The 21,502-nt window shown below is 70.9% G+C and carries 14 protein-coding genes; 4 read left to right on the top strand and 10 right to left on the bottom strand.

Annotated elements, in window-relative coordinates; genetic code table 11:
* Nucleotides 1–252 precede the first annotated feature (252 nt).
* Nucleotides 253–2,496, top strand: a complete 2,244-nt coding sequence (locus ACFWM2_RS08510; protein WP_383274766.1) for a glycoside hydrolase N-terminal domain-containing protein — start codon at nucleotides 253–255, stop codon at nucleotides 2,494–2,496.
* A gap of 175 nt (nucleotides 2,497–2,671) precedes the next feature.
* Here ACFWM2_RS08510 and rox read toward each other — a convergent pair whose 3' ends face one another.
* The 3 genes from rox to ACFWM2_RS08495 all read right to left on the bottom strand — a co-directional run bounded on the left by rox (nucleotide 2,672) and on the right by ACFWM2_RS08495 (nucleotide 7,757).
* A complete protein-coding gene (gene rox / locus ACFWM2_RS08505) occupies nucleotides 2,672–4,099 on the bottom strand; it encodes a rifampin monooxygenase (RefSeq protein WP_383274763.1) in 1,428 nt (475 codons plus the stop codon).
* A gap of 188 nt (nucleotides 4,100–4,287) precedes the next feature.
* A complete protein-coding gene (locus ACFWM2_RS08500; protein WP_383274760.1) occupies nucleotides 4,288–6,267 on the bottom strand; it encodes an N-acetylmuramoyl-L-alanine amidase in 1,980 nt (659 codons plus the stop codon).
* A gap of 347 nt (nucleotides 6,268–6,614) precedes the next feature.
* A complete protein-coding gene (locus tag ACFWM2_RS08495; RefSeq protein ID WP_383274757.1) occupies nucleotides 6,615–7,757 on the bottom strand; it encodes an aminoglycoside phosphotransferase family protein in 1,143 nt (380 codons plus the stop codon).
* A 233-nt stretch (nucleotides 7,758–7,990) separates the two neighbouring features.
* On the opposite strand from ACFWM2_RS08495, the gene ACFWM2_RS08490 reads away from it, so the two are divergent.
* Nucleotides 7,991–9,493: a hypothetical protein gene (locus ACFWM2_RS08490; protein WP_383274754.1), complete on the top strand. Its 1,503-nt coding sequence runs from the start codon at nucleotides 7,991–7,993 to the stop codon at nucleotides 9,491–9,493.
* A 78-nt stretch (nucleotides 9,494–9,571) separates the two neighbouring features.
* On the opposite strand, the gene ACFWM2_RS08485 is transcribed toward ACFWM2_RS08490, so the two are convergent.
* The 5 genes from ACFWM2_RS08485 to ACFWM2_RS08465 all read right to left on the bottom strand — a co-directional run bounded on the left by ACFWM2_RS08485 (nucleotide 9,572) and on the right by ACFWM2_RS08465 (nucleotide 16,051).
* Nucleotides 9,572–11,038, bottom strand: a complete 1,467-nt coding sequence (locus tag ACFWM2_RS08485) for a PP2C family protein-serine/threonine phosphatase (RefSeq protein ID WP_383274751.1) — start codon at nucleotides 11,036–11,038, stop codon at nucleotides 9,572–9,574.
* Between the two features lie 343 nt (nucleotides 11,039–11,381).
* Nucleotides 11,382–12,113 (bottom strand): HAD family hydrolase, encoded by a 732-nt coding sequence (locus tag ACFWM2_RS08480; protein ID WP_383274748.1) that lies wholly within the window; start codon nucleotides 12,111–12,113, stop codon nucleotides 11,382–11,384.
* A gap of 156 nt (nucleotides 12,114–12,269) precedes the next feature.
* Complete coding sequence (locus tag ACFWM2_RS08475) at nucleotides 12,270–13,283, bottom strand: Gfo/Idh/MocA family protein (protein ID WP_383274745.1); 1,014 nt, start codon at nucleotides 13,281–13,283, stop codon at nucleotides 12,270–12,272.
* A 51-nt stretch (nucleotides 13,284–13,334) separates the two neighbouring features.
* Entirely contained in the window at nucleotides 13,335–14,432 is a 1,098-nt protein-coding gene (locus tag ACFWM2_RS08470; RefSeq protein WP_383274742.1) for a chemotaxis protein, read from the bottom strand.
* A gap of 20 nt (nucleotides 14,433–14,452) precedes the next feature.
* Nucleotides 14,453–16,051 (bottom strand): FMN-binding glutamate synthase family protein, encoded by a 1,599-nt coding sequence (locus ACFWM2_RS08465; RefSeq protein WP_383274739.1) that lies wholly within the window; start codon nucleotides 16,049–16,051, stop codon nucleotides 14,453–14,455.
* Nucleotides 16,052–16,402: 351 nt separating this feature from the next.
* Between ACFWM2_RS08465 and asnB the strand changes: the two genes are divergently transcribed.
* Nucleotides 16,403–18,244: an asparagine synthase (glutamine-hydrolyzing) gene (asnB, locus tag ACFWM2_RS08460; protein ID WP_383274736.1), complete on the top strand. Its 1,842-nt coding sequence runs from the start codon at nucleotides 16,403–16,405 to the stop codon at nucleotides 18,242–18,244.
* Here the strand turns inward: asnB and ACFWM2_RS08455 are convergent.
* Complete coding sequence (locus ACFWM2_RS08455; RefSeq protein WP_383274733.1) at nucleotides 18,237–18,740, bottom strand: DUF4232 domain-containing protein; 504 nt, start codon at nucleotides 18,738–18,740, stop codon at nucleotides 18,237–18,239. The genes asnB and ACFWM2_RS08455 overlap by 8 nt on opposite strands.
* Nucleotides 18,741–18,907: 167 nt before the next feature.
* Entirely contained in the window at nucleotides 18,908–20,491 is a 1,584-nt protein-coding gene (locus ACFWM2_RS08450; protein ID WP_383274730.1) for an alpha/beta hydrolase, read from the bottom strand.
* A gap of 323 nt (nucleotides 20,492–20,814) precedes the next feature.
* Between ACFWM2_RS08450 and ACFWM2_RS08445 the strand changes: the two genes are divergently transcribed.
* Nucleotides 20,815–21,477, top strand: coding sequence for a chaplin (locus ACFWM2_RS08445; RefSeq protein WP_383274727.1), 663 nt, complete (start codon nucleotides 20,815–20,817; stop codon nucleotides 21,475–21,477).
* Nucleotides 21,478–21,502 lie beyond the last annotated feature (25 nt).

Raw genomic sequence — 21,502 nt, 5'->3', positions numbered from 1 at the left:
GAACCGGCCACTTCCTGTACCCGCCCCTGCTTCGGGGGCGGGTCGTTTTGTCATGCCCCTTGTTGCACGGTCATCGGACCATTACGGTCCGGAAGCATGTCGCATGAGATATCTCGAAGAAGCACGCTGAAGACTGCACTCGGCGGAGCAGGCGGCGTCGCGCTGGGCGGAGGAGTGCTCGCCGGACCCGCTGAGGCAGCTGATTCCTCCGATGTATCGCGGCCGCCGGGATCCTTGAAGGCGACCTCTCCCGTGCTCTGGTACACGACCCCCGCCGCCGACTGGGAGCGCGAGGCACTGCCCCTGGGCAGCGGCGCTCTCGGCGTCATGGTGTTCGGCACCCTTGCCTCCGAGCGGCTTCAGTTCAACGAGAAGACCCTGTGGACCGGCGGCCCCGGTTCGGCCCAGGGCTACGACTTCGGCAACTGGCGCGCACCCCGCCCCGGCGCGATCGCCGCCGTACAGGAGGAGATCGACACCGAGACCAGGATCGGCCCCGAAGCCGTCGCCGGCAGACTGGGCCAGCCCCGCGTCGGGTTCGGCGCCTACCAGACCTTCGGCGATCTCCAGCTGGATGTGCCGGGCGCACCGACGACGACCCCCGACTCCTATCGCCGCGCCCTGGACCTGGGGGAAGCGGTCGCCACCGTCACGTACACCCATCAACAGGTGGGCGGGCAAAGGGAGTTCTTCGTCTCCCATCCCGACCGCGTCATCGTCGGGCGGCTCGCCGCCGACCGGCCGGGCGCCGTCACCTGCACCGTGCGCTACACCTCGCCCCGCACCGACTTCACGGCCACCTCGGCCGGCGACCGGATCACCGTACGCGGTGAACTCGCCGACAACGGGATGGCGTTCGAGGCGCAGCTCCGCGTGGGGCACCGGGGTGGCGCTCTGACCGCGAACGCCGACGGCACGCTGACCGTCACCGACGCCGACAGCGCCTGGTTCGTGCTGGCCGCGGGCACCGACTATGCCGACACCTACCCCGACTACCGCGGCGACGACCCGCACGCCAAGGTGACGCAGACCGTCGACGACGCGTTCGGCAAGGGGTACGCGACGCTGCGTGCGCGCCATGTAGCCGACCACCGCGCCCTGTTCGACCGGGTCGCGCTCGACATCCGCGCGGCCGTCCCCGACGTGCCCACGGACCGGCTCCTCGCCGGGTACACGGGCGGCACGAGCGCCACCGACCGTGCGCTGGAGGCACTCTTCTTCCAGTACGGCCGCTACCTCCTCATCGCCTCCTCGCGTCCCGGCTCCCTGCCCGCCAACCTCCAGGGCGTCTGGAACCAGAGCACCTCACCCCCGTGGTCCGCCGACTACCACGTCAACATCAATCTCCAGATGAACTACTGGCTCGCCGAGGCCGCCAACCTCGCCGAGACCACCGCGCCCTACGACCGCTTCGTCGAAGCCATGCGCGCCCCCGGCCGGCGCACGGCCAAGGAGATGTTCGGCTCCCGTGGCTGGGTCGTGCACAACGAGACCAACCCCTACGGCTTCACCGGGGTACACAACTGGGCCACCTCCTTCTGGTTCCCGGAGGCCGCAGCGTGGCTGACCACGCAGCTCTACGAGCACTACCGGTTCGGCGGCTCCACCGACTACCTGCGCACCACCGCCTATCCGGCGATGAAGGAGGCCGCCGAGTTCTGGCTCGACAACCTGCGCACCGACCCGCGCGACGGAACCCTCGTCGTCACCCCCAGCTACTCGCCCGAGCACGGCGACTTCACGGCCGGCGCCGCGATGTCGCAGCAGATCGTGCACGACCTGTTCACCAACACCCTGGAGGCGGCCCGGATTCTGGGCGACGTTCCGGAGTTCCGTGCGCAACTCACCGACACACTGGACAAGTTGGACCCGGGCCTGCGTATCGGTTCATGGGGCCAGCTCCAGGAGTGGAAGGCCGACCTGGACGGCCCGACCGACGATCACCGGCATGTCTCGCATCTGTTCGGCCTGCACCCGGGCCGGCAGATCGAGCCCGGCAGCCGCTGGGCGGACGCCGCGAAGGTCTCCCTGACCGCGCGGGGCGACGGCGGCACCGGCTGGTCCAAGGCGTGGAAGATCAACTTCTGGGCGCGGCTGCGCGACGGCGACCACGCGCACAAGATGCTCGGCGAACAGCTCAAGTCCTCGACGCTGCCCAACCTCTGGGACACCCACCCGCCGTTCCAGATCGACGGCAACTTCGGTGCCACGTCCGGGGTCGTGGAGATGCTGCTCCAGAGCCAGTACGACGTCATCGAGGTGCTGCCGGCCCTGCCCTCGTCCTGGCCGGACGGTTCCGTCCGCGGCCTGCGCGCCCGGGGTGGAGCCACGGTCGACATCGACTGGGAGGCCGGCCGCCCCACCCGCATCGCCCTGACCGCGTCCCGCAGCCGAGAACTCACCGTGCGCAGTGGGTTGTTGAGGGGCGGCGAGGTGAAGTTCAAGGCGGTCGCGGGCCGCAAGTACGCCTGGGGAGCGAGGACAGGGGCGAGCTGAGGCGCGGGGGATCCCGGCGGGGTTGATCTCGTTGGGAGCGGCCCACGTGCGATGACCGTTTCGGGTGCCCCGGACGCGCGATGATCACGGGCGGGTGCTCGGGGTGCGCCCCGGGTGTTCGGGGCACCCGGTGTGTTCGGGGCGGGTCACAAGACCACGTTGCGTGACTACGCGCTCAACCGGTGGCGGCGCCGAACCACTTCGGCAGCCGGCCGACCAGATCCCGCTGATCCTCACCGACCCACGCCACATGGCCGTCCGGCCGCAACAGCACAGCGGGCACGGCCAGTTCCTCGCTCATGTCGACGACGTGGTCGACCCGATCCGCCCAGCCCGCGACCGAAAGCCGGCCGGTCCGGTCGAGCAGCAGCCCGCGGCCGCCGTGCATCAGCCCGTAGAGGCGCCCCCGCTTCAGCGCCACGTCCCGCATCCGCCGGCCGAGGAGTGGATGCCCCTCGCCGAAGTCGTAGCGGACGTCGATCGCGGTGATGATCCCGGTCACGTACCGGTTCACCTCCTCGAAGTCCATCAGCTTCGAGAACAGGTCCCGCAGGGCGATCGCGCCCGGATCGGTCCCCAGCAGCGTGATCTGCGCGCGTGTGTTGGCCAGCACGCGCGCGCCCACCGGGTGCCGTTCGGCGTGATAGCTGTCAAGGAGCCCCTCCGGCGCCCAGCCGTCGACCGCGGCGGCCAGCTTCCAGCCGAGGTTGAACGCGTCCTGCACACCGAGGTTGAGCCCCTGCCCGCCGGTCGGCGGGTGGACGTGCGCCGCGTCGCCGGCCAGCAGCACCCCGCCGACGCGGTAGCGCTCGGCCTGCCGGGTGGCGTCGCCGAACCGGGACAGCCGGCGTGGCGAGTGCACGCCGAAGTCGGTGCCCGCGAAGGCCCGCAACTGCTCCTTGAACTCCTCGAGTGTCGGCGCGGTCGCACGGTCCTCGGCCACCCCGTCGGCGGGCACGACAACGCGGTACACACCGTCCTGGCCAGGAGAGACGCCGAATCGCAGTTGGGTCTTGCGGACTTCCTCCACGACGGCGGCGATCGTCACCGGATCCTCGGTCACCTCCATTTCACCCAGCAGCGTCTCGACGGTGGAGGGCTCGCCGGGGAAACCGACGCCGAGCAGTCCGCGCACCGCGCTGCGGCCGCCGTCGCACCCGACGAGGTAGCGCGAGCGCAACTGCGTTCCGTCCGCCAACTCGACGGTCACCCCGGCCTCGGACTGGCTCAGCCCGACCACTTCGCAGCCGCGCCGAGTCTCGGCGCCGAGTTCGAGGGCGCGCTCGTACAGCAGGCGCTCGGTGAGCGGCTGCGGGACGGCGACGCCGTACGGGTGCGCCGTGTCCAACCGGTCCGGCCACGGCTTCCTGATGCCGGCGAAAAGACCGCCGGCCTGGAACTTCTCACTGACCGCGAGGAACCGTTCCAGCAGGCCGCGCTGGTCCATCACCTCGACACTGCGCGCGTGCAGGCCCTGCCCACGAGACTCGCCGGACGGTTCGGGCAGCTTCTCCAGCACGACCACGTGCACGCCGTGCAGCCGCAGCTCGGTGGCCAGCATCAAGCCGGTCGGTCCGCCGCCGACCACGATCACGTCGATCATGCACAGCCCCCTTGCAACGAGATTTTCCCACCGTGGGCCCGACATCACCGCGCGAATGGCGAGGCGGCGACGCGAACTCGCCCACGCGTGCGGCGCACCGCTCTCGCGGCCGCGGTGCGCCCCCGGCACAGCAGGAAGGTCCGGGTCTGCCCCCCTCCCGCAGACCCGGACCTTCGTGTGTGACGCCCCTAGGAGGCCGAGGGGACGACCCGTACATCCGCCGCGCGCACGAACGCCACGCGGTGACCGAACTGGATCTCGTAGTACATGTCCGTGCCGATCACGACCTTGTGCGGTGCCGTGTCGAAGGTCGGGGCGTAGAAGTACTCGCCCGCCACCTTGCCGCCGACCGCGTAACGCTGGCCCTCGAGCAGCTTGTACGGCAGCGCGGAGACCGCCTGGACGGGAACCCCCGCCGGGTACGCCTCCTTCTCCGGATAGGCGCGCCCGTAGACGGGGACCTCCGTGAGGCCGGCCTTGGGCGTTGCCACCAGGCCGGACGCGGCGACCGCCGTGGGCTGTTTCCTCGGATTCTCGAACCAGGCTTTCTGGCCCAGGTACCAGATCGCCGTCCAGTCGCCGTCACGCCCCGCGACCGCGTACCGCTGGCCGGTGGAGACGCGCGAGCCCACGTCGTTCACATCGATCGTCGAGTCGTCACCCTTGGGACGCAGCCCGATGTCCTTGATCAGGGGTGAGGTCTCGTCCGGCTGGGAGTAGAGGCGCACCTCGCTGGAACCGTGGGCCGCGCAGGGCTGCCCCTTGGTGACGCAGCCCGTGTACACCGGCTGGTTCTCGTCGAAGTCCGGCAGCACGGTCACGAGTCCGTTGCCGGCCTTCGCCGTCCGGTGGAACGGGTGTCCCAGCAGCGTGAAGTAGTGCTGCCAGTCCCAGTAGGGGCCCGGGTCGGTGTGCATCCCGGGGATCGTGGACGTCGTCGGGCCCGGCACGTTGTCGTGTCCGAGGACGTGCTGCCGGTCCAGCGGAATGTCGTACTTCCTGGCGAGGTACTTCACCAACCGCGCCGAGGACCGGTACATCGCCTCCGTGTACCAGGCGTCCGGCGAGGCGAGGAACCCCTCGTGCTCCAGGCCGACCGACCGCGCGTTGACGTCCCAGTTGCCCGCGTGCCAGGCCACGTCCTTGGCCTTCACGTGCTGGGCGATGTGCCCATCGGTCGAACGCAGGGTGTAGTTCCAGGACACATAGGTCGGGTCCTGGACCATCTTGAGGACACCGTCCCAGGTGCCCTCGGTGTCGTGGATGACGATGTACTTGATGCTCTGGGACGCCGGCCGGTCGCCGAGGTCGTGGTTGCCGTAGTCGCCCTCGCCGAACTCCTCGTACGGCGCGGGGATCCACTCGCACGACACGCTCGCGGGGCACTCCGTGCCGTCGGCCGAGACCGCGCGCAGACCGGCGCGCTTCAGCTGCTCGGTGGCGGGCCGCAGGCCGGGGTCGGCGGCCAGGGTCACGCTCTGGCCCGCGTCGGTGGTGCGCCGCTCGCCGTCCCGGATCACGTCGAACACGTCGTTCGCGTACGTCGCCGCGGTCGCGCTGTCGTCCGCGCCCGAGAAACGTGCCACCGCTCCGTACCAGTCGGCCGGGTCGGCGCTCAGTGGTTCGCCGAGGTCCTGCTGGGCGGCGGCGAGAAGCGCGGCGCCGCCCTCCACATTGGCGGCCGCGTCCGTGCGCAGCCGCTCGGCGGGCAGGTCCGTCAGCTCGGCGGCCTTGGTCAACGTCTTGAGGCGGGTGGGGAGTTGGGAGGTCTCGGGCACTTTGGTGTCGGGCAGAAGGGTGGCCCGTGAACTGTCGCCGCGCGCGTCCTCCGTACCCTCGGAGTGGTGCGGTGCCTCGGCGATCGCCGTGCGGGCGTCGGTGAGGTGCATCGGCCCGTAGCCGCCCGAGACACTCGGTGCTCCGGCGTGCGCGTCCCAGCGGGACTGGATGTAGGACACGCCGAGGAGGACGCTCTGCGGCACGTGGTACTCGGCGGCCGCGGTGGCGAAGGCGCTCTGCAGGCCTCCGGAGGAGAACTGCTCGGCGGAGTCGGACGGGGCGACGCCCAGCAACGGCAGCAGCAGGGCCGCCGAGGCGACGGCCACCGCCGTTCCACGTGCGCGTCTGTGCCCGACACCGGCCTTGGGGGCGGTGATGGATCCTCGCAATGCAGCCTCCTGGGACGGTCGAGCGCGGTGGGGCGTGCGGGGCCGAACGTGGGTCAGTCGTATCGGCTCACCGACGATCCGTCAATCATGCCCAGGGCAAGACGATTTCCCATGTCAGCGACGGTCCAACGGGTTTTCGTGGCGGTGGCGGGTCGGCCTGCGAGGCGTCAGTGGTCTGCACCATTGATCCGGTCGGGCGACCGTGCCGAACATACGCACGGTACGGCGGCGTTCCGCGGACCCGGGTCGGGGTCGCGACGGCATCGAGGCACGCACCCGTCGCGGCTCCGCACGACGAAGGTCCGCGGTACACCCTCTCCCGGGCGTACCGCGGACCTTCGTCCCCGTCAGCGAGTGCCGACCGCCGCTCGAACAGCCCGGCGGGCCATCTGGCAGTCGTCGTGCAGCCGTCGTAGCAGCAGCCGCTGTTCCTCGCCGGACGGCGCAGCACCCGGGTGGGCCGGTCCCGGTGCCGCCGGGGTCGTGTCGTGCATCGAGCGCTGCACGGCCGTCTCGTACGTACGGATCTCGCGGGTCAGTACGAGCATCAGATTCACCAGGAAGGCATCGCGTGCCGCGGGTCCTGCCGACTGCGCGAGCTGACTGATCTGGCGTCGGGCCACCGGGGCGTCACCGAGGACCGCCCACAGCGTCGCCAGGTCGTATCCGGGCAGGTACCAACCCGCGTGCTCCCAGTCCACCAGCACTGGACCGGCCGGTGACAGGAGCATGTTCGACAGCAGGGCGTCGCCGTGACAGAACTGGCCCATTCCCTGCCGGCCCGCCGAGTGCGCGATGCCGTGCAGCAGCTTCTGCAGATCGCCCATGTCCCGGTCCGTGAGCAGACCCAGCTCATGAAAGCGGGAGATCCGCTCCGCGTAGTCCAGCGGGGCGTCGAACGTCCCCGCCGGCGGCCGCCATGCGTTCAGGCGGCAGATCGCACCCAGGGCCGCTCGGATGTCCGCGCGGGGCGGGGCCTCGGCCGGGTGCCGCTGCAGCGCGGCGACCCGTCCCGGCATCCGCTCGATCACGAGGGTGCAGTTGTCCGGGTCCGCCGCGATCAGCCGAGGCACCCGGACCGGCGGCCGATGCCGCACGAACGAGCGGTACGCAGCTATTTCGTGCCGGACCCGCTCGGCCCAGATGGGTGAGTGATCCAGTAAACACTTGGCGACGGCGGTGCTGCGCCCTGTCGTACCGACAAGGAGCACGGAGCGTCCGCTGCGGCGCAGTACCTGCACCGGAGCGAACTCCGGACAGATGCGGTGCACCGACGCGAGCGCCGTGCGCAGCTGGGCGCCCTGAGGGCCGGACAAGTCGAGTCTCCCGCTGAGCGGTTGGGTTCCGAGCCCCGGAAGTCGCCGCGTCCTGCCGGCGCCGAGCACGGGAGCCGCCGCCTGGCGCGCGGGGTCGAGGTAAGGGCCGCTGCCCGCCGGGCGGGAGTGGAGCGACCGGGGCGGAGCGGACACGGAGGACGATGCTGCGTACATGGGCGAGACAGATCCCTTCGTGTGCCTGCGAGTTGCCGCGCTACCCGCCCCGGTTGCCCTGGTGCACCCTGGGGAGTGTCCGTGAGGCAACCGGGTCGGGGTGGCGCGTTCCTACCTGACACCCGTCGCCCACTGGCACACCATCTGGCGCACCCTGGCGAACCCTGGCGAATAGTCGCTCAGCAACTGACAGACGGTTACTGTCAAATCAGCCGAGAACCTGGGGGCTTGACGTGAACGGACAACCCAACACTCGTCTCTCGGACCTGTTCGGCCTGGCCGGCTGGTCCAAGGGCGAACTCGCGAGGCTGGTCAACCGGCAGGCGGCGGCCATGGGCCACCCCCAGCTGGCGACCGACACCTCACGGGTGCGGCGTTGGATCGACATGGGAGAGATCCCGCGCGATCCGGTACCGCGAGTGCTGGCGGCGCTGTTCACCGAGCGACTCGGCCGTGTCGTGACCATTGAGGATCTTGGCCTGGTCCGGCACGGGCGCGTGGGGAAGCGGCAAGGCGACGGGAATGCGGAACATCCCGACGGAGTGCCATGGGCGCCCGACCGGACGGCTGCGGTCCTCACCGAATTCACGGGAATGGACCTCATGCTCAACCGACGCGGCTTGGTGGGCGCGGGTGCCGCGCTCGCCGCGGGATCCGCACTCAACAGTGCCATGCACGACTGGCTGCACACCGATCCGGCCCTCGCGGCCGACGCCCCGGACATCGACAATCCCCTGCACGCCGACCCCGCTGGGTTCGACCGCTACGAGGCCGCCCCCATCGGGTCGCAGGAGATCGAAGAACTGGAGCGTTCGGTCGAGGTGTTCCGGGCCTGGGACGCGGCGCGTGGCGGCGGGCTGCAGCGCAAGGCTGTGGTGGGCCAGCTCAACGAAGTAGGGGGCATGCTCTCCTACCGACACCCCGACCATCTGCAACGGCGCCTGTGGGGCGTCGCTGCCAATCTCGCCGTCCTCGCGGGCTGGATGTCGCACGACGTCGGCCTGGAGCCCACGGCTCAGAAGTACTTCATCATCGCCGCTCACGCAGCCCGTGAGGGCGGCGACCGGCCCCGTGCCGGCGAGGCGCTCTCCCGAGCGGCCCGCCAGATGGTGCACCTGGGCCGGCCCGACGACGCACTCGACCTCATGAAGCTCGCCAAGTCGGGCTCCGGCGAGGCGGTGCTGCCCCGCACCCAGGCGATGCTCTACACCATCGAGGCCTGGGCACAGGCCTCGTTGGGCAAGGGTCAGGCCATGCGGCGCACCCTCGGTGAGGCGGAGGACCTGTTCGTCTCCGACCGTGGTGACGTGCCCCCGCCGAGCTGGATGCAGTTGTTCGACGAGGCGGACCTGCACGGTATGCAGGCCCTGGCCTATCGCACTCTCGCCGAGCACGAGCCGTCGGCCGCCGCCACCGCGCAGCGTCATGCGAAGGAGGCGCTCAAGCTGCGCGAGAAGGGCCGGAACCGGTCGAAGATCTTCGACCACATCTCCCTGGCGTCGGCCTGCTTCATCGCCGACGACCCGGAGCAGGCCGACCGGTACGCGCGGCTCGCTCTGACGTCGATGGGGTCCAACTCCTCCCACCGTACGTGGGACCGACTGCGCGAGATGTACCGGCTGACCGGGCAGTACTCCAGCTATCCGAAGATCCACGATCTGCGTGAGGAGATCAAACTGGCGCTTCCCAACGGCTCGTTGAAGCCCAAGGGCGGCGGCAACACCGCGCGGGCCTGAGGTCCGCCGACCGGACCGGCTAGACCGGAAGCCGGTACGAGGTGCCTGACGGGAGCCGCCGCTACGGCGACGGTCAGGTCAGGAACCGACCCGGGCGAGAAGCACGCAGGCGTCGTCCTCGCGCTCCGTCTCGCCGAATTCCTCGACAACTGTCCGTACGCCGTCCTGGGCCGTGCGAGCTCCGCAAAGGCGCGGGGCCAGATCGAGCAGTCTCTGGACGGACGCTGTTCCTCCCCGGCTCCCGGCTCCGCTCGGGCGGGAGGACCCCCATCGTCGTGGCACCAACCCGTCGGTGTGCAGGAGCAGCAGATCTCCCTCTTCGAGGGTCTCCTCGGCCTGTCCGTAGACGGCGCCCGAGGTCGCACCGAGCAGCACACCGTCCGGTGCGGTGAGCGGACGCCCCGTTCCGTTGCGGAAGAGCAGCGGGGCGGGGTGTCCTGCCTGCGCCCAGGTGAGGGTGCGGGTCTCGGGCCGGTAGCGGCAGCACACGGCGCTGCCCAGTGCGGGCTGGACGGTGGCATCCAGTAACTGATTGAGCCAGGACATGAGTTGACCCGGCTGGGTGCCGGCCATGGCCATGCCGCGCAGCGCGCCCAGCAGCGTCGCCATGCCGGAGGTCACGGCGACACCGTGTCCGGTGAGGTCGCCGACGGTCAGCAGCGTTTCACCGCCGGGCAGTTCGAGGGCGTCGTACCAGTCGCCGCCGATCAGCGCGCTCATGGAGGACGGCAGATAGTGGGCGGCCAGGTCGAGCGTCTCCGGCCCCTGGCGCGGGAAGCGCAGGGAGCCGCGCCACGGCGGCAGCACGGACTCCTGGAGTTCGACGGCGAGTTGGTGCTCGGTCTGTGCCCGGTGGCGTTGGCGCTGCATCGAGTCACGTGTCTCGTGCACGACGCGCTGGCTGCGGCGCAGTTCGCTGACGTCCCGCAGTACGGCCCACATCGAGGCGGTGCTGCCGTCACCGTCGAGCACGGGCTCACCCATCATGTGCACGGTCCGCACTCCGCCGTCCGGGCGCTGGATGCGGAACTCCCCGTCGATCGGCTTCGCGTCGATGAGGCAGTCCGTGACCATCGCCGTCAGCATCGGCCGGTCCTCGTCGTGCACCAGGGACGGGAGTTCGTCCAGTGTGAGCGGGGGAGCGGCGGGGTCGCGGCCGAGGATCTGGTACAGCTCCCCGGACCAGCTGGCCTCGTCCGTCAGCAGATTCCATTCGGCGCTGCCCACCCGGCTGAGCAGCGAGCCGCGCCGCGGAGCGGGCGCCACGACGCGGGGCGCGGGAGCGGGCTGCGGCTCGACGGGCACGGGCGCAGGGCCGTCCCGCAACTGCGCCAAGTGCTCGTCCAGGTCGTGGAGTTGATGCATCGCCAGGTCGCACAGCGCGCGCTGCCAGCGTCCCTGCGGGTCGACGCCGTCGACGGGTGCGTCACGCCGTACGGCGTCCATCTCGCCGCGCAGCCGGCGTGCCTGCGAGATGAGTGCGTCGACCGAGCCGCTCAGGGGCGGTTGGGCGGCGGGGTGGTCCGCAGAGAGATGGGGGGGCATGACGTACTCCGATGCGGGGACGGTACGACCAAGGCTGACGGAAGGACCGTTACGACTGTCGCACAGCCCGCGACGCGCTGTAAGGGATTTGGCAACACACGACGCGGTGGTGCACCTGGCATATGCCGCAGTCCTTTCGGAGGGGGTTTCTCGCCCTGCTGCGGTAGGTGTACTGCCTGGTCAAATCGTAGGAGCCGTACGCTAATTGACGCAATGTCAGTGCGCGTCGACTCTCATTCATTCGCACGTTCGAGGTTCATGTGTGCGACATTCGCGACCGTGTCCGGCCCTCGGGCGACCTCGCCCCGCACGACGGCGATCAACAGCGCCCCCGCACCCCCGGTCAGGCCTCCGTGACGCCCACAAGTCGCAGCACCGCGTCCAGTCCGCGATGCCCACCCGGCGCGGCCCCGGCCGGCAGGACATACGACCGCAGTCCCGCCCCGGCCGCCCCGCCGTCCTTCGCCGGATGATCGCCGACCATCAACGTCTCCCCGGGATCGGCCCGCACTTCACGGCAGGCCTGCTCGAACAACCGCGGATCGGGCTTCTCCGTGTCGTACGCGTAGGAGTGCACCCACGCCGAGAAGTGCCCGTCGAGTCCGTGATGGGCAAAGGTCTCGCGCAGGTCCCAGCCGACGTCGCTCACCACCCCGAGCGCGATCCCGGCGTCCGTCAGCCGCGCCAGCGTCGCCGCGGTGTCCGCGTACGGCACCCAGTGCCCGGGCGAGCGGAGCTGCGCGTAGAGCGCACCGGCGTACGGCGCCAGCGCGGGCACCGATGCGTACCACGTGGTGAAGGCATGCCGGTGTGCCTCGGACGACACGTCGCGCCCGCGCTGTGCCTCGACCACCGCGGGGTGGGCGAGGCCTGCCTCCAGTCCGTCGAGCAGTTCCGCCATGTCGACCTCGGCCACGGGTCGCCCCAGCGCCGCCCGGATCCGGTCCTCGTACGAGGCCATCTGCAGGAGCGTGCCGCCGAAGTCGAAGAGGACGGCACGGACGGGCACCGGGTCGTGGACGGGCGGTGTGGCGCGCAGGGGCCCTTCCGGGCCGCAGACGGGAAGGCGAGTCATGCGATCTTCATAGCGCTTCAGTCGGGGAAAGGACCAGGCGCACGGCTCGGAACGGCCGGTGCGCCCTCACGGTCGTCGGCACCTTCGGCGCGCCCGAGCCGGTCGCGGCGGTTCGCCCGGTGCCTGGAGGCGGGTTCGGCGGGCGGCCGTGGCTGATCACGCGTAGAGCTCCGGGCGTGGGGCGAGGTCGACGGGTTCCCGGCCGCCGGTCCGCTGCGCCCGGACGCCCGCCTCGGCGACGGCGGATGCCGCGTACCCGTCCCAGGCGGTAGGGCCGACGACCCGCCCGTCCCGGGTCGCGTCCACCCATGCCTGCACCTCACGGTCGTAGGCGTCCGCGAACCGGACGAGGTAGTCCTGGGCCACGTCCTCGTACGCGCCGCCCGCCGTCGTCACGAGCAACGTGTGCTCGTCCCCGATCCGCGCGCTGCCGGCCTCGCACACGGCCTCGCACCGCACCTGATAGCCGAAGCCGGAGTTGACGAAGATCTCCACGTCCACCAGCGCGCCCTCCGCGGTCTCGAACAGCACCAGTTGCGGATCGACGAGGCCCTCGGGGGCGTAGGACGAGGACCGGGGCCGCAGCACGGTCACGGCCGTGAGTTCCTGGCCCAGCAGCCAGCGCGCCGCGTCGATCTCGTGCGAGACGGAACTGTCGACCAGCATCGCGGAGGTGAAGCCGGGCGGGGAGGACACGTTGCGGTGCGTGCAGTGGAGCATCAGGGGCCGGCCCAGCCGCCCGCTGTCCAGCAGCGACTTGAGGCGCTGGTACTCGGCGTCGTACCGGCGCATGAAACCGATCTGCGCCAGCCGGCGGCCGAGCCGGGCCTCGGCCGCCACGACCCGCAGCGCCCCGGTCGAGTCGGGCACCATCGGCTTCTCGCACAGCACCGGCAGTCCACGGGCGAAGGCCGCGAGCAGGGCCTCCTCGTGCGCGGGCCCGGGTGAGGCGATCAACACCGCCTGTACGCCGGGCGCGTCCAGCGCGGCCGGCACCTCCGCGTGCACCGAGACGCCGTCGATCCCGGCCACGGCCTCCTCGGCCCGCCCGGTCTCGGGGTCGGCGACTGCCGCGACCCGAGCCCCGCTCACCACCCGGTCGATGCGTCGTATGTGGTCGGCCCCCATGTGCCCGGCACCCAGCACCGCAACGCCCAACAGCTCACTCACGCGCTCACCTCTCCCGCCGACAGGTCCGGCTCAGATTGTCGGCCGTGGAGATCAGTAACGCAGCACCCCGGCGATCCCTTCCGCGTCCGCGAGGCTGCCGTCGGGGACGAAGCGGACCTCGGCCCCGGTCTCCAGACACTGCTCGACGATCTCGTCGACGATGTCCTCGCGGGCGTCCAGGTCGCCGGACTCGGCCGGGAGAAGGTGGTCGCCGTGTTCGTCGCGGACCGTCGCACGGTAGTTCTCCTCGACGGCGAGCAGCCGGATCCGGCCCTCGGTCGCGGTCTGCCACACCTCGTCGACTCCGGCGGCGAACTCCTTGCGGCCGCGGGCCTGTTCGAGCGCCCGTGCCACCTCGTCGGCCCTCTTCTTCTCCTCGGCGTCGAGCAGCGGACGTACCGCCTGCGCCACCGCGTCGGGTGTGCCGTGCGCGAGTCCGCCGTGCGGGATGTGCGCCGCGTCCTTGGTGACCGTGCCGATCTCGTCGAGCAGGGAGAGGGCGGCGGTCTCACCGGTGACGTACAGCGGGCGCGGATGCTCGCGCAGGACGGCGCTCACGGCCGAGTCCGCCTCGCGCAGGAAGCGGCGGGTGTCCTCGTCGCGGAAGGTGCTCGGCATGTCGCCGATCCGCTCCTGGCGCTCCGCGTCGAAGTTCTCGCGGTCCTTGGTCAGCGGAAATCCGTGCGCGTGCGCCTCGACGACATGGCCGCCGGCCCCGTTCCACAGCGTGACCTGGTGGGCGGAGACCGACAGCACCCAGAACGGCCGCTGGGCGGCCTGCGCGGCGACCAGATTGCGGGTCAGGAAGGTGTCCGAGAGCACCACGCGCTCGGGCACGGTGCGGGCCAGCGACCACACCTGGTGCTCGCCGGGCGCCGCGAAGATCACCAGACCGTCCTCGGCGTGCGCCAGGTCGACCTCGGCCAGGGCCCGGTCGAGCTGCTCGACGACATCGGACCGCCGCTCCCGGCTGACCGCGGGATCGGCCTCCAGCTGTTTCTTGGCCTCGGCCACCACATTGCGCAGCCGGACCGGATCCTGTGCGTTGTCGGGTTCCCGGCGGTGCGTCGGCGTCAGCACGGACACCGCGGGATAGGGCCGCGGCCGGCGCAGCTCGCTGAGGACGGTGGGACTGAGAGCGTGCTCCATATGTGCACCATAGGACCGATTCAGCCGGCGGGCATGCGGTGCGGGCGGGCACCGAAGGAGTCCGGATCCGCGGCCGACCAGTCCGCGTCCCAGGAGGCCGGCGGTTCACTGAGCAGGGCGCCCGGCGCCAGCCACTCGTACAGCTCCGCGTACGACCGGACCGTCGTCGGATCCGTGCGCCGGAGCAGCATGTGCGGGCCGAGGTCGCGCGGATCCCGTACCCCCATGGCGGCCATGAGCTGGCTCGCGCTGCGCACTGTCGCACGCTGGTAGCGATGGACGCGCTGGGACTTGTCGGCGACGTCGAGGGCGCGGACGCGGCGCGGGTCCTGGGTGGTGACGCCGACGGGGCAGGTGTTGGTGTGGCAGCGCTGCGCCTGGAGGCAGCCGACGGCGAACATCATCGCGCGGGCCGCGTTCGTGTAGTCCGCGCCCTGCAGCAGCCTCTTGACGATGTCCGCACCGGTGGCGACCTTCCCGCTCGCGCCGATCCGGATACGGTCCCGCAGCCCGGTGCCGACCAGTGCGTTGTGCACGGTGATCAGCCCCTCGGTGAGCGGGGCGCCGAGGTGGTCGGCGAACTCCAGCGGCGCCGCGCCCGTCCCGCCCTCCGCCCCGTCGACCACGATGAAGTCGGGCGTGACGCCTTCCGCGACCATCGCCTTGCACACCGCGAGGAACTGGCGGCGCGAGCCGAGACAGAGCTTGAACCCGGTGGGCTTCCCACCGGACAACTCCCGCATGCGGGCGACGAAGAGCACGAGCTCGCGCGGTGTCGAGAAGACCCGGTGGTACGGCGGTGAGGTCACCGTCTTGCCCTGCGGGACATCGCGTGCCTCGGCGATCTCGGCGTTGACCTTCGCGGCAGGCAGCACTCCGCCGATCCCCGGCTTCGCCCCCTGCGACAGCTTCAGCGACACGCACTTGACCTCGGGAAGCGACGCCTTGTCCGCGAACTCGTGTGCGTCGAAGTCCCCGTCGGAGGTACGGCAGCCGAAGTACCCGGTGCCGATCTCCCAGATCAGGTCACCACCGCTCCGCAGGTGATACTCCGTCAGGCCCCCCTCGCCGGTGTCATGCGCGAAACCGCCCATCGCCGCCCCCTTGTTGAGCGCCAGGATCGCGTTCGAGGACAGCGCTCCGAAGCTCATGGCGGAGACGTTGAGCAGAGCCATGTCGTACGGCTGGGTGCAGTCGGGTCCGCCGACGCGCACCACGGGCGGCTCGTCCGGTACGTCGACCGGGCGCATCGACGGTTCCAGGAACTCGTAGCCGTCCCCGTACACGTCCCGTTCGGTGCCGAACGGCTCCTCGGCCTCGACGCCCTTGGCCCGCTCGTACACGATGCTGCGCACATCGCGGTCATAGGGGCGGCCGTCGAAGTTCCGCTCGACGAAGTACTGCTGAAGCTCGGGACGCAGCGCCTCCAGGAGGAAGCGGAGGTGGCCGAGCAGCGGGTAGTTCCGCAGTACGGAGTGGCGGCGTTGCACCAGGTCCCAGATGCCGAGGGCGGTCAGGGCCAGCAGCGGGCCCGCCGCGAACCACCACCACGGCGAGCCGGCGCACACGAGGACCAGCGCCCCGGCCGCGGCGAGGGCGACGAACAACAGCAGGAGCATCCGGCGCACACCTTGAGTCAAACGCATGCGAGGGGAATGAGCGAAAGCAGGCATGCCGCTCGAGTGCCCAGGATGTTGAGGAAGTCTTTGCTCTTGGCCAATTCTTGATCGGATCCACCCGGTGGCAGCCGGTGTCACCCGGTTGCCAGGGTTCTCCCGTGGCAAAACGCGGCCGAAACCATGGGGTCCGCTGCTCCGGTCAGGTTACGGACGTGTTGACTCCGATTCTTCCATGACGCAGCCTCGTCATATAGGTGCTCGATACAACTGGTTGCCTGGGGCACGCGCTGGACCCGTGGAATCGCAGGTCGCGCGGTGCGTGGCCCGGCGATCGGACGCAGGAGGTAAGCCATGTGTGGCATCACCGGATGGGTCTCCTTCGACCGCGACCTCCGGGCGGAAGCCGGGACATTGGATGCAATGACCGAGACGATGTCCTGCCGCGGTCCCGACGACCGGGGCACCTGGACCGAGGGCCCCGTGGCCCTCGGACACCGCAGGCTCGCGATCATCGACCTGCCCGGTGGGCGTCAGCCGATGACGACGGAGACACCGGACGGCACGGTCGCGCTCGTCTACTCGGGGGAGGCCTACAACTTCACCGAGCTGCGCCGGGAGCTGGCCGGCCGGGGCCACCGCTTCTCGACCGACTCGGACACCGAGGTCGTCCTGCGTGGCTATCTCGAATGGGGTGAGGCGCTCGCCGAACGGCTCAACGGGATGTACGCCTTCGCCGTCTGGGACGGCCGTCGCGACAAGCTCGTGATGATCCGCGACCGCATGGGCATCAAGCCGTTCTACTACTTCCCGACCCCCGACGGCGTCCTCTTCGGCTCCGAGCCCAAGGCGATCCTCGCCAACCCGCTCGCCCGCGCCCGAGTGCGGCTCGACGGCCTCAGGGAACTGTTCGCCTTCGTCAAGACGCCCGGACACGCCGTCTGGGACGGCATGCACGAGGTCGAGCCCGGCACCGTCATCACCGTCGACCGCTCCGGTCTGCGCCGCCATGTCTACTGGCAGCTGGAGACCCGGCCGCACACCGACGACCGCGACACCTCCATCGCCACGGTCCGCTCACTCCTCGACGACATCGTGCGCCGCCAGCTAGTCGCCGACGTGCCGCGCTGCACCCTGCTCTCCGGCGGCCTCGACTCCTCGGCGATGACCGCGCTGGCCGCACGGCAGCTCGGCGAACGTGGCGAGAAGGTCCGCAGCTTCGCCGTCGACTTCGTCGGCCAGGCCGACCACTTCGTCGCGGACGAGCTGCGCGGCACCCCCGACACCCCGTTCGTGCACGACGTGGCCCGCGCCTCCGGCACCGACCACCAGGACATCGTCCTCGACTCGAACGCCCTCGCCGACCCGGACGTACGCGCCAAGATGATCCGCGCCCGCGATCTCCCCATGGGCTTCGGCGACATGGACGCCTCGCTGTATCTGCTGTTCCAGGCCATCCGCGAACACTCGACGGTCGCACTCTCCGGAGAGTCCGCCGACGAAGTCTTCGGCGGCTATCTGCAGTTCTTCGACGAGGAGGCCCGGCGCGCCGACACCTTCCCCTGGCTGGTGCGCTTCGGGCAGCACTTCGGCGAGGACTCCGACGTGCTGCGCCCGGACCTCACCGGCGCGCTGGACCTGAAGTCGTACATCGCCGACAGCTACCGCACCGCGGCCGCCGGGATCCAACGCCTCGACGGCGAGAGCGACTTCGAGTACCGGATGCGACGGATCTGCCACCTCCACCTGACCCGCTTCGTACGGGTCCTGCTCGACCGCAAGGACCGCGCGAGCATGGCGGTGGGCCTGGAGGTGCGGGTGCCGTTCTGCGACCACCGGCTCGTCGAGTACGTCTACAACACGCCCTGGTCCCTGAAGTCCTTCGACGGCCGGGAGAAGAGCCTGCTCCGGGAGGCGACCGCGGACCTGATCCCCCAGTCCGTGTACGACAGGGTCAAGAGCCCCTATCCGTCCACTCAGGACCCCAAGTACGCGATCGCCCTCCAGGAACACGTCAAGGACCTCCTGGCAAAGCCCTCCCACGCGGTGTTCGACCTCGTCGACCGTGAGCGGGTCACCCGGGCCGCCCACGACGACACCCCGCAGATCATGCAGGCGTCGCGGCGCGGCCTCGAACGGACCCTGGACCTGGCGCTGTGGCTGGACATGTACGCGCCGGAGGTGACGCTCAGCTGAGACCGAGGGCCCGGTCGGCGGCGGCCGCGGACGGCTGCCACCAGGTGGTCACCGGCTCCCACACGAGGACGACGTCCCCGGCGTCCAGCTCCTGCGCGGTGAACGAGCGCCCGTGGTGCGCCGGGTCGGCGGCGACGGTGACGGAGTCCACCCGGCGGGCCTCGGGGTCCGCCGGGTCGGCGATGGTGCGGACGGTCGCGTACGCCGTACCTCCCGCGCCGATCCGGTACGGACCGCTCTCCCCGGCCGGCACCGGCAGAGCCGCGCCGTCCAGGTCCCCGAAGGTGACGGTCGGGATGCGGTCGACGGTGCAGGCACGCGCGGAGCGGTTGGTGGCGCTGATGTGCAGCACGGCCGGGTCGGCGGTCGCCCGGGCCCGCACCGTCACGGACTTCTCCGGGCAGGCGGGGGTCTTGCCGGCCGCCGAGCCCTGGGGCGCAGCGACGAGCAGCGCCGCGGCGGCGGTCGCGAGGGTGAGGACGGGTCGGATACGCATCGGTGGTGTTCCCCCTGTGGTGAGCACGTACGGGTCCGGCGGGCCCGGTCGGGGCGACGCCTGCCCAGTGTGACGGCCGGGCACCGCGGGGGGTTGTGGCCGAATGGTCCGTGTTACGGGGCTGTGGCCCTTCCGGACGGTTCCCGGACATCCGCCCCGGGCCGGGTTCAGCCGCCCGAGCCCTCCGGTCCGCAGGAGCTGCCGTTGTCCGGCACGGAGCCGTACAGCAGGAAGTCGTCGACCTTCTGGTGCACGCACTTCGAGGAGGCGTACCCGGTGTGCCCCTCGCCCTTGTTGTCGAGGACGACCGCCGAGGAGCCGAGCCGCTCGGCCGTCTCCTGCGTCCAGCGGTAGGGGGTGGCGGGGTCGCCGCGGGTGCCGACGAGGACCATCTTCGCGGTGCCCACGTGCCGCACCTCGTCGCGGATGAAGTCGGTGCCCTTGGGACGGCCGTAGCACATCAGCACCTGGGTGAGCCGGTAGCGGCCGAAGACCTCGGACGCCTCCTCGTACTGGGACCGCAGCCGGCCCAGCTCCCGGGTGATCTGGTCGGCGGTGGGCCGGTCGGGATCGTCCGCGCAGTTGATCGCCATCAGCGCGGCCGGGAGGTTGTCCAGGGGCACGTCCTGCTCGTCGACCAGCCCGCCGCCCTGCTGGGCCGGCGACGCGTGCCCGTCCCGCCGCTCCTGGGGCAGGGCCGCGCCGCCCGACAACTGCATCAGCCCGCGGGTGTCACCGTCCTGGACGAGGGAGGACAGGCCCTGTTCGAGGGTCGGCCACAGCTGCCGGCTGTAGAGCGCCTGGCTTATCGCCCCGACGACGTCCTGACCGGTGAAGTCCTGGCCGAAGTCCGTCGGCACCGGGTCCTGGTCGAGGGAGTCGACGAGCTGGACCACCTGTTCCCGGGCGGACCGCGGATCCTTTCCGAAGGGGCAGGACACGTCCTTGGTGCACCAGGTCAGGAAGTCCTCCAGTGCGGTCTGCTGTCCCTCGGCGCCCACCACGCCCTGCTCGGCCAGCGGCTCGGTGAGCGTGTCCACGCCGTCGAGCACCATCCGGCCGACCTTCTTCGGGAACTGTGCCGCGTACACCGCGCCCAGCCGTGTGCCGTACGAGAAACCCAGATAGTTGAGCTTCTTGTCGCCGAGGGACTGGCGCATCACGTCCATGTCCCGCGACGCGTTCACCGTGCCTATGTGCGGCAGTACGGGCCCGGAGTGCCGCGCGCACTCGTCGGCCGCCTTCCGCAACTGCTCCAGGGCGGCCTGCGGATCGTCGTCCGCGCCGTCCCCGGTCGCGTCCGAGGCCTCGCTCGTGCCGTCCCCGCAGCTGACGGGGGAGGAGCGGCCGACGCCCCGAGGGTCGAAGGTCACCACGTCGTAGCGGTTCGTCAGGCTCATGAAGTCCTTGCCCCCGACGGCGAGTTGGGGGACGCCCGCGCCACCCGGGCCGCCGAAGTTCAGCAGCACGGAACCCCGTGAGGGGCCGGTCGCGCGGTAGCGGGCCAGTGCCAGGTCGAGGGTGCCGTCGCCGGGGTGCGCGTAGTCGAGCGGAACGGTCACCTTTCCGCACTGCAGGTCCTTGGGCATCTCCTCGCCCTCGCAGGCCGCCCACTTGATCTTCTGGCCGTAGAAGCGGGACAGGTCGGGCCCCTCGGCGGCCGTCGCCACGGACGGCAGCCCGGCCGCCAGCAGGGCCAGCGTCGTGGTTGCGGTTCCGGCGAACGCGCGGCGTCGGTGCACGGACAGCATGCCTGCCTCCAAGGTCGCCCGGCTGCGGAGCGGGGACACCCCGCGGTCGGCGGACCGGGGAAAACCCCGTGATCAGCGGACCGGGGACACCCCCTCGATCACGATAAGCGGGCCCCTGTGAGCACGCCTCCCGGCGAGCGGCACGGGCCGCAGTGCCCTACCCTGCGCGCCGCACGGCGGCCGTCGCACGACGCGGTGCGGTAGTTCGATAACCGTGCCGCTCGATGGGGTGAAAGACGGATAAGCCATAACTCGGATGGTGCGTCTGCGTTTTAACCGGTGCGGGCGAGTGCCCGTGACCATGTCTGGAAGGCAGGGAACCTATGAAACGGGTTACCCGAAATGGTTTGATCGCCGCGGCCGCCGCTTCCGGGGCGATGGCGATGACGATGCCGGCGCACGCCGACTCCTCGGCGGACGGCACGGCGGCGGGCTCACCCGGGCTGATCTCCGGAAACACCATCCAGCTCCCGGTGCACATGCCCGTCAACGTGTGCGGCAACACCGTCAATGTGGTCGGGGTCCTCAATCCGGCCGCGAGCAACAGCTGCGCCGACACGTCCGGTGGCGGGAAGCACGGCACGAGCCGCGGCGGTGCCGCCTCCCACGGGGGTGCCTCCGCACACGGCAGCGGAAAGGATTCGCCAGGTCTGGTCTCGGGCAACGGCGTGCAGCTCCCGGTCCAGCTGCCGGTGAACGTGAGCGGCAACTCCGTCAGCGTGGTCGGCATCGGCAACGCGGCCGAGGACAACGAGTCCACCAACACCTCGGGCGGCCGGCCCCATCACCCCGGCAAGCCCGCCCCCAAACCGCCCAAGGCCTCGACACCGCCCGCGCCGGGACCGCGCAACATCCCGCCGCGACCCGTGGCGTCCCTCGCGCACACCGGAGCGGACGCGACGCTTCCGGCCCTCGCCGGGAGTACGGCCCTGGTCCTGGGCGGCGCCGCGCTCTACCGGCGCTTCCGGCCGTCGCGGGACCGCTGAGGCCCTGCGCCGTCCCTCCGCGGAA

Origin of the sequence: Streptomyces sp. NPDC058371 (assembly GCF_042723265.1) — a bacterium.
GTDB lineage: Bacteria > Actinomycetota > Actinomycetes > Streptomycetales > Streptomycetaceae > Streptomyces.
The sequence above is the reverse complement of the archived record's forward strand: the minus strand, read 5'-3'. Positions and strand labels throughout refer to the sequence as shown.

Excerpts from the sequence above, each read along its gene's own strand:
- rox (WP_383274763.1), bottom strand. The coding sequence starts at position 4,099 with ATGATCGACGTGATCGTGGTCGGCGGCGGACCGACCGGCTTGATGCTG.
- ACFWM2_RS08495 (WP_383274757.1), bottom strand. The coding sequence starts at position 7,757 with ATGTACGCAGCATCGTCCTCCGTGTCCGCTCCGCCCCGGTCGCTCCAC.
- ACFWM2_RS08485 (WP_383274751.1), bottom strand. The coding sequence starts at position 11,038 with ATGCCCCCCCATCTCTCTGCGGACCACCCCGCCGCCCAACCGCCCCTG.
- ACFWM2_RS08480 (WP_383274748.1), bottom strand. The coding sequence starts at position 12,113 with ATGACTCGCCTTCCCGTCTGCGGCCCGGAAGGGCCCCTGCGCGCCACA.
- ACFWM2_RS08470 (WP_383274742.1), bottom strand. The coding sequence starts at position 14,432 with ATGGAGCACGCTCTCAGTCCCACCGTCCTCAGCGAGCTGCGCCGGCCG.
- ACFWM2_RS08465 (WP_383274739.1), bottom strand. The coding sequence starts at position 16,051 with ATGCTCCTGCTGTTGTTCGTCGCCCTCGCCGCGGCCGGGGCGCTGGTC.
- asnB (WP_383274736.1), top strand. The coding sequence starts at position 16,403 with ATGTGTGGCATCACCGGATGGGTCTCCTTCGACCGCGACCTCCGGGCG.
- ACFWM2_RS08455 (WP_383274733.1), bottom strand. The coding sequence starts at position 18,740 with ATGCGTATCCGACCCGTCCTCACCCTCGCGACCGCCGCCGCGGCGCTG.
- ACFWM2_RS08450 (WP_383274730.1), bottom strand. The coding sequence starts at position 20,491 with ATGCTGTCCGTGCACCGACGCCGCGCGTTCGCCGGAACCGCAACCACG.
- ACFWM2_RS08445 (WP_383274727.1), top strand. The coding sequence starts at position 20,815 with ATGAAACGGGTTACCCGAAATGGTTTGATCGCCGCGGCCGCCGCTTCC.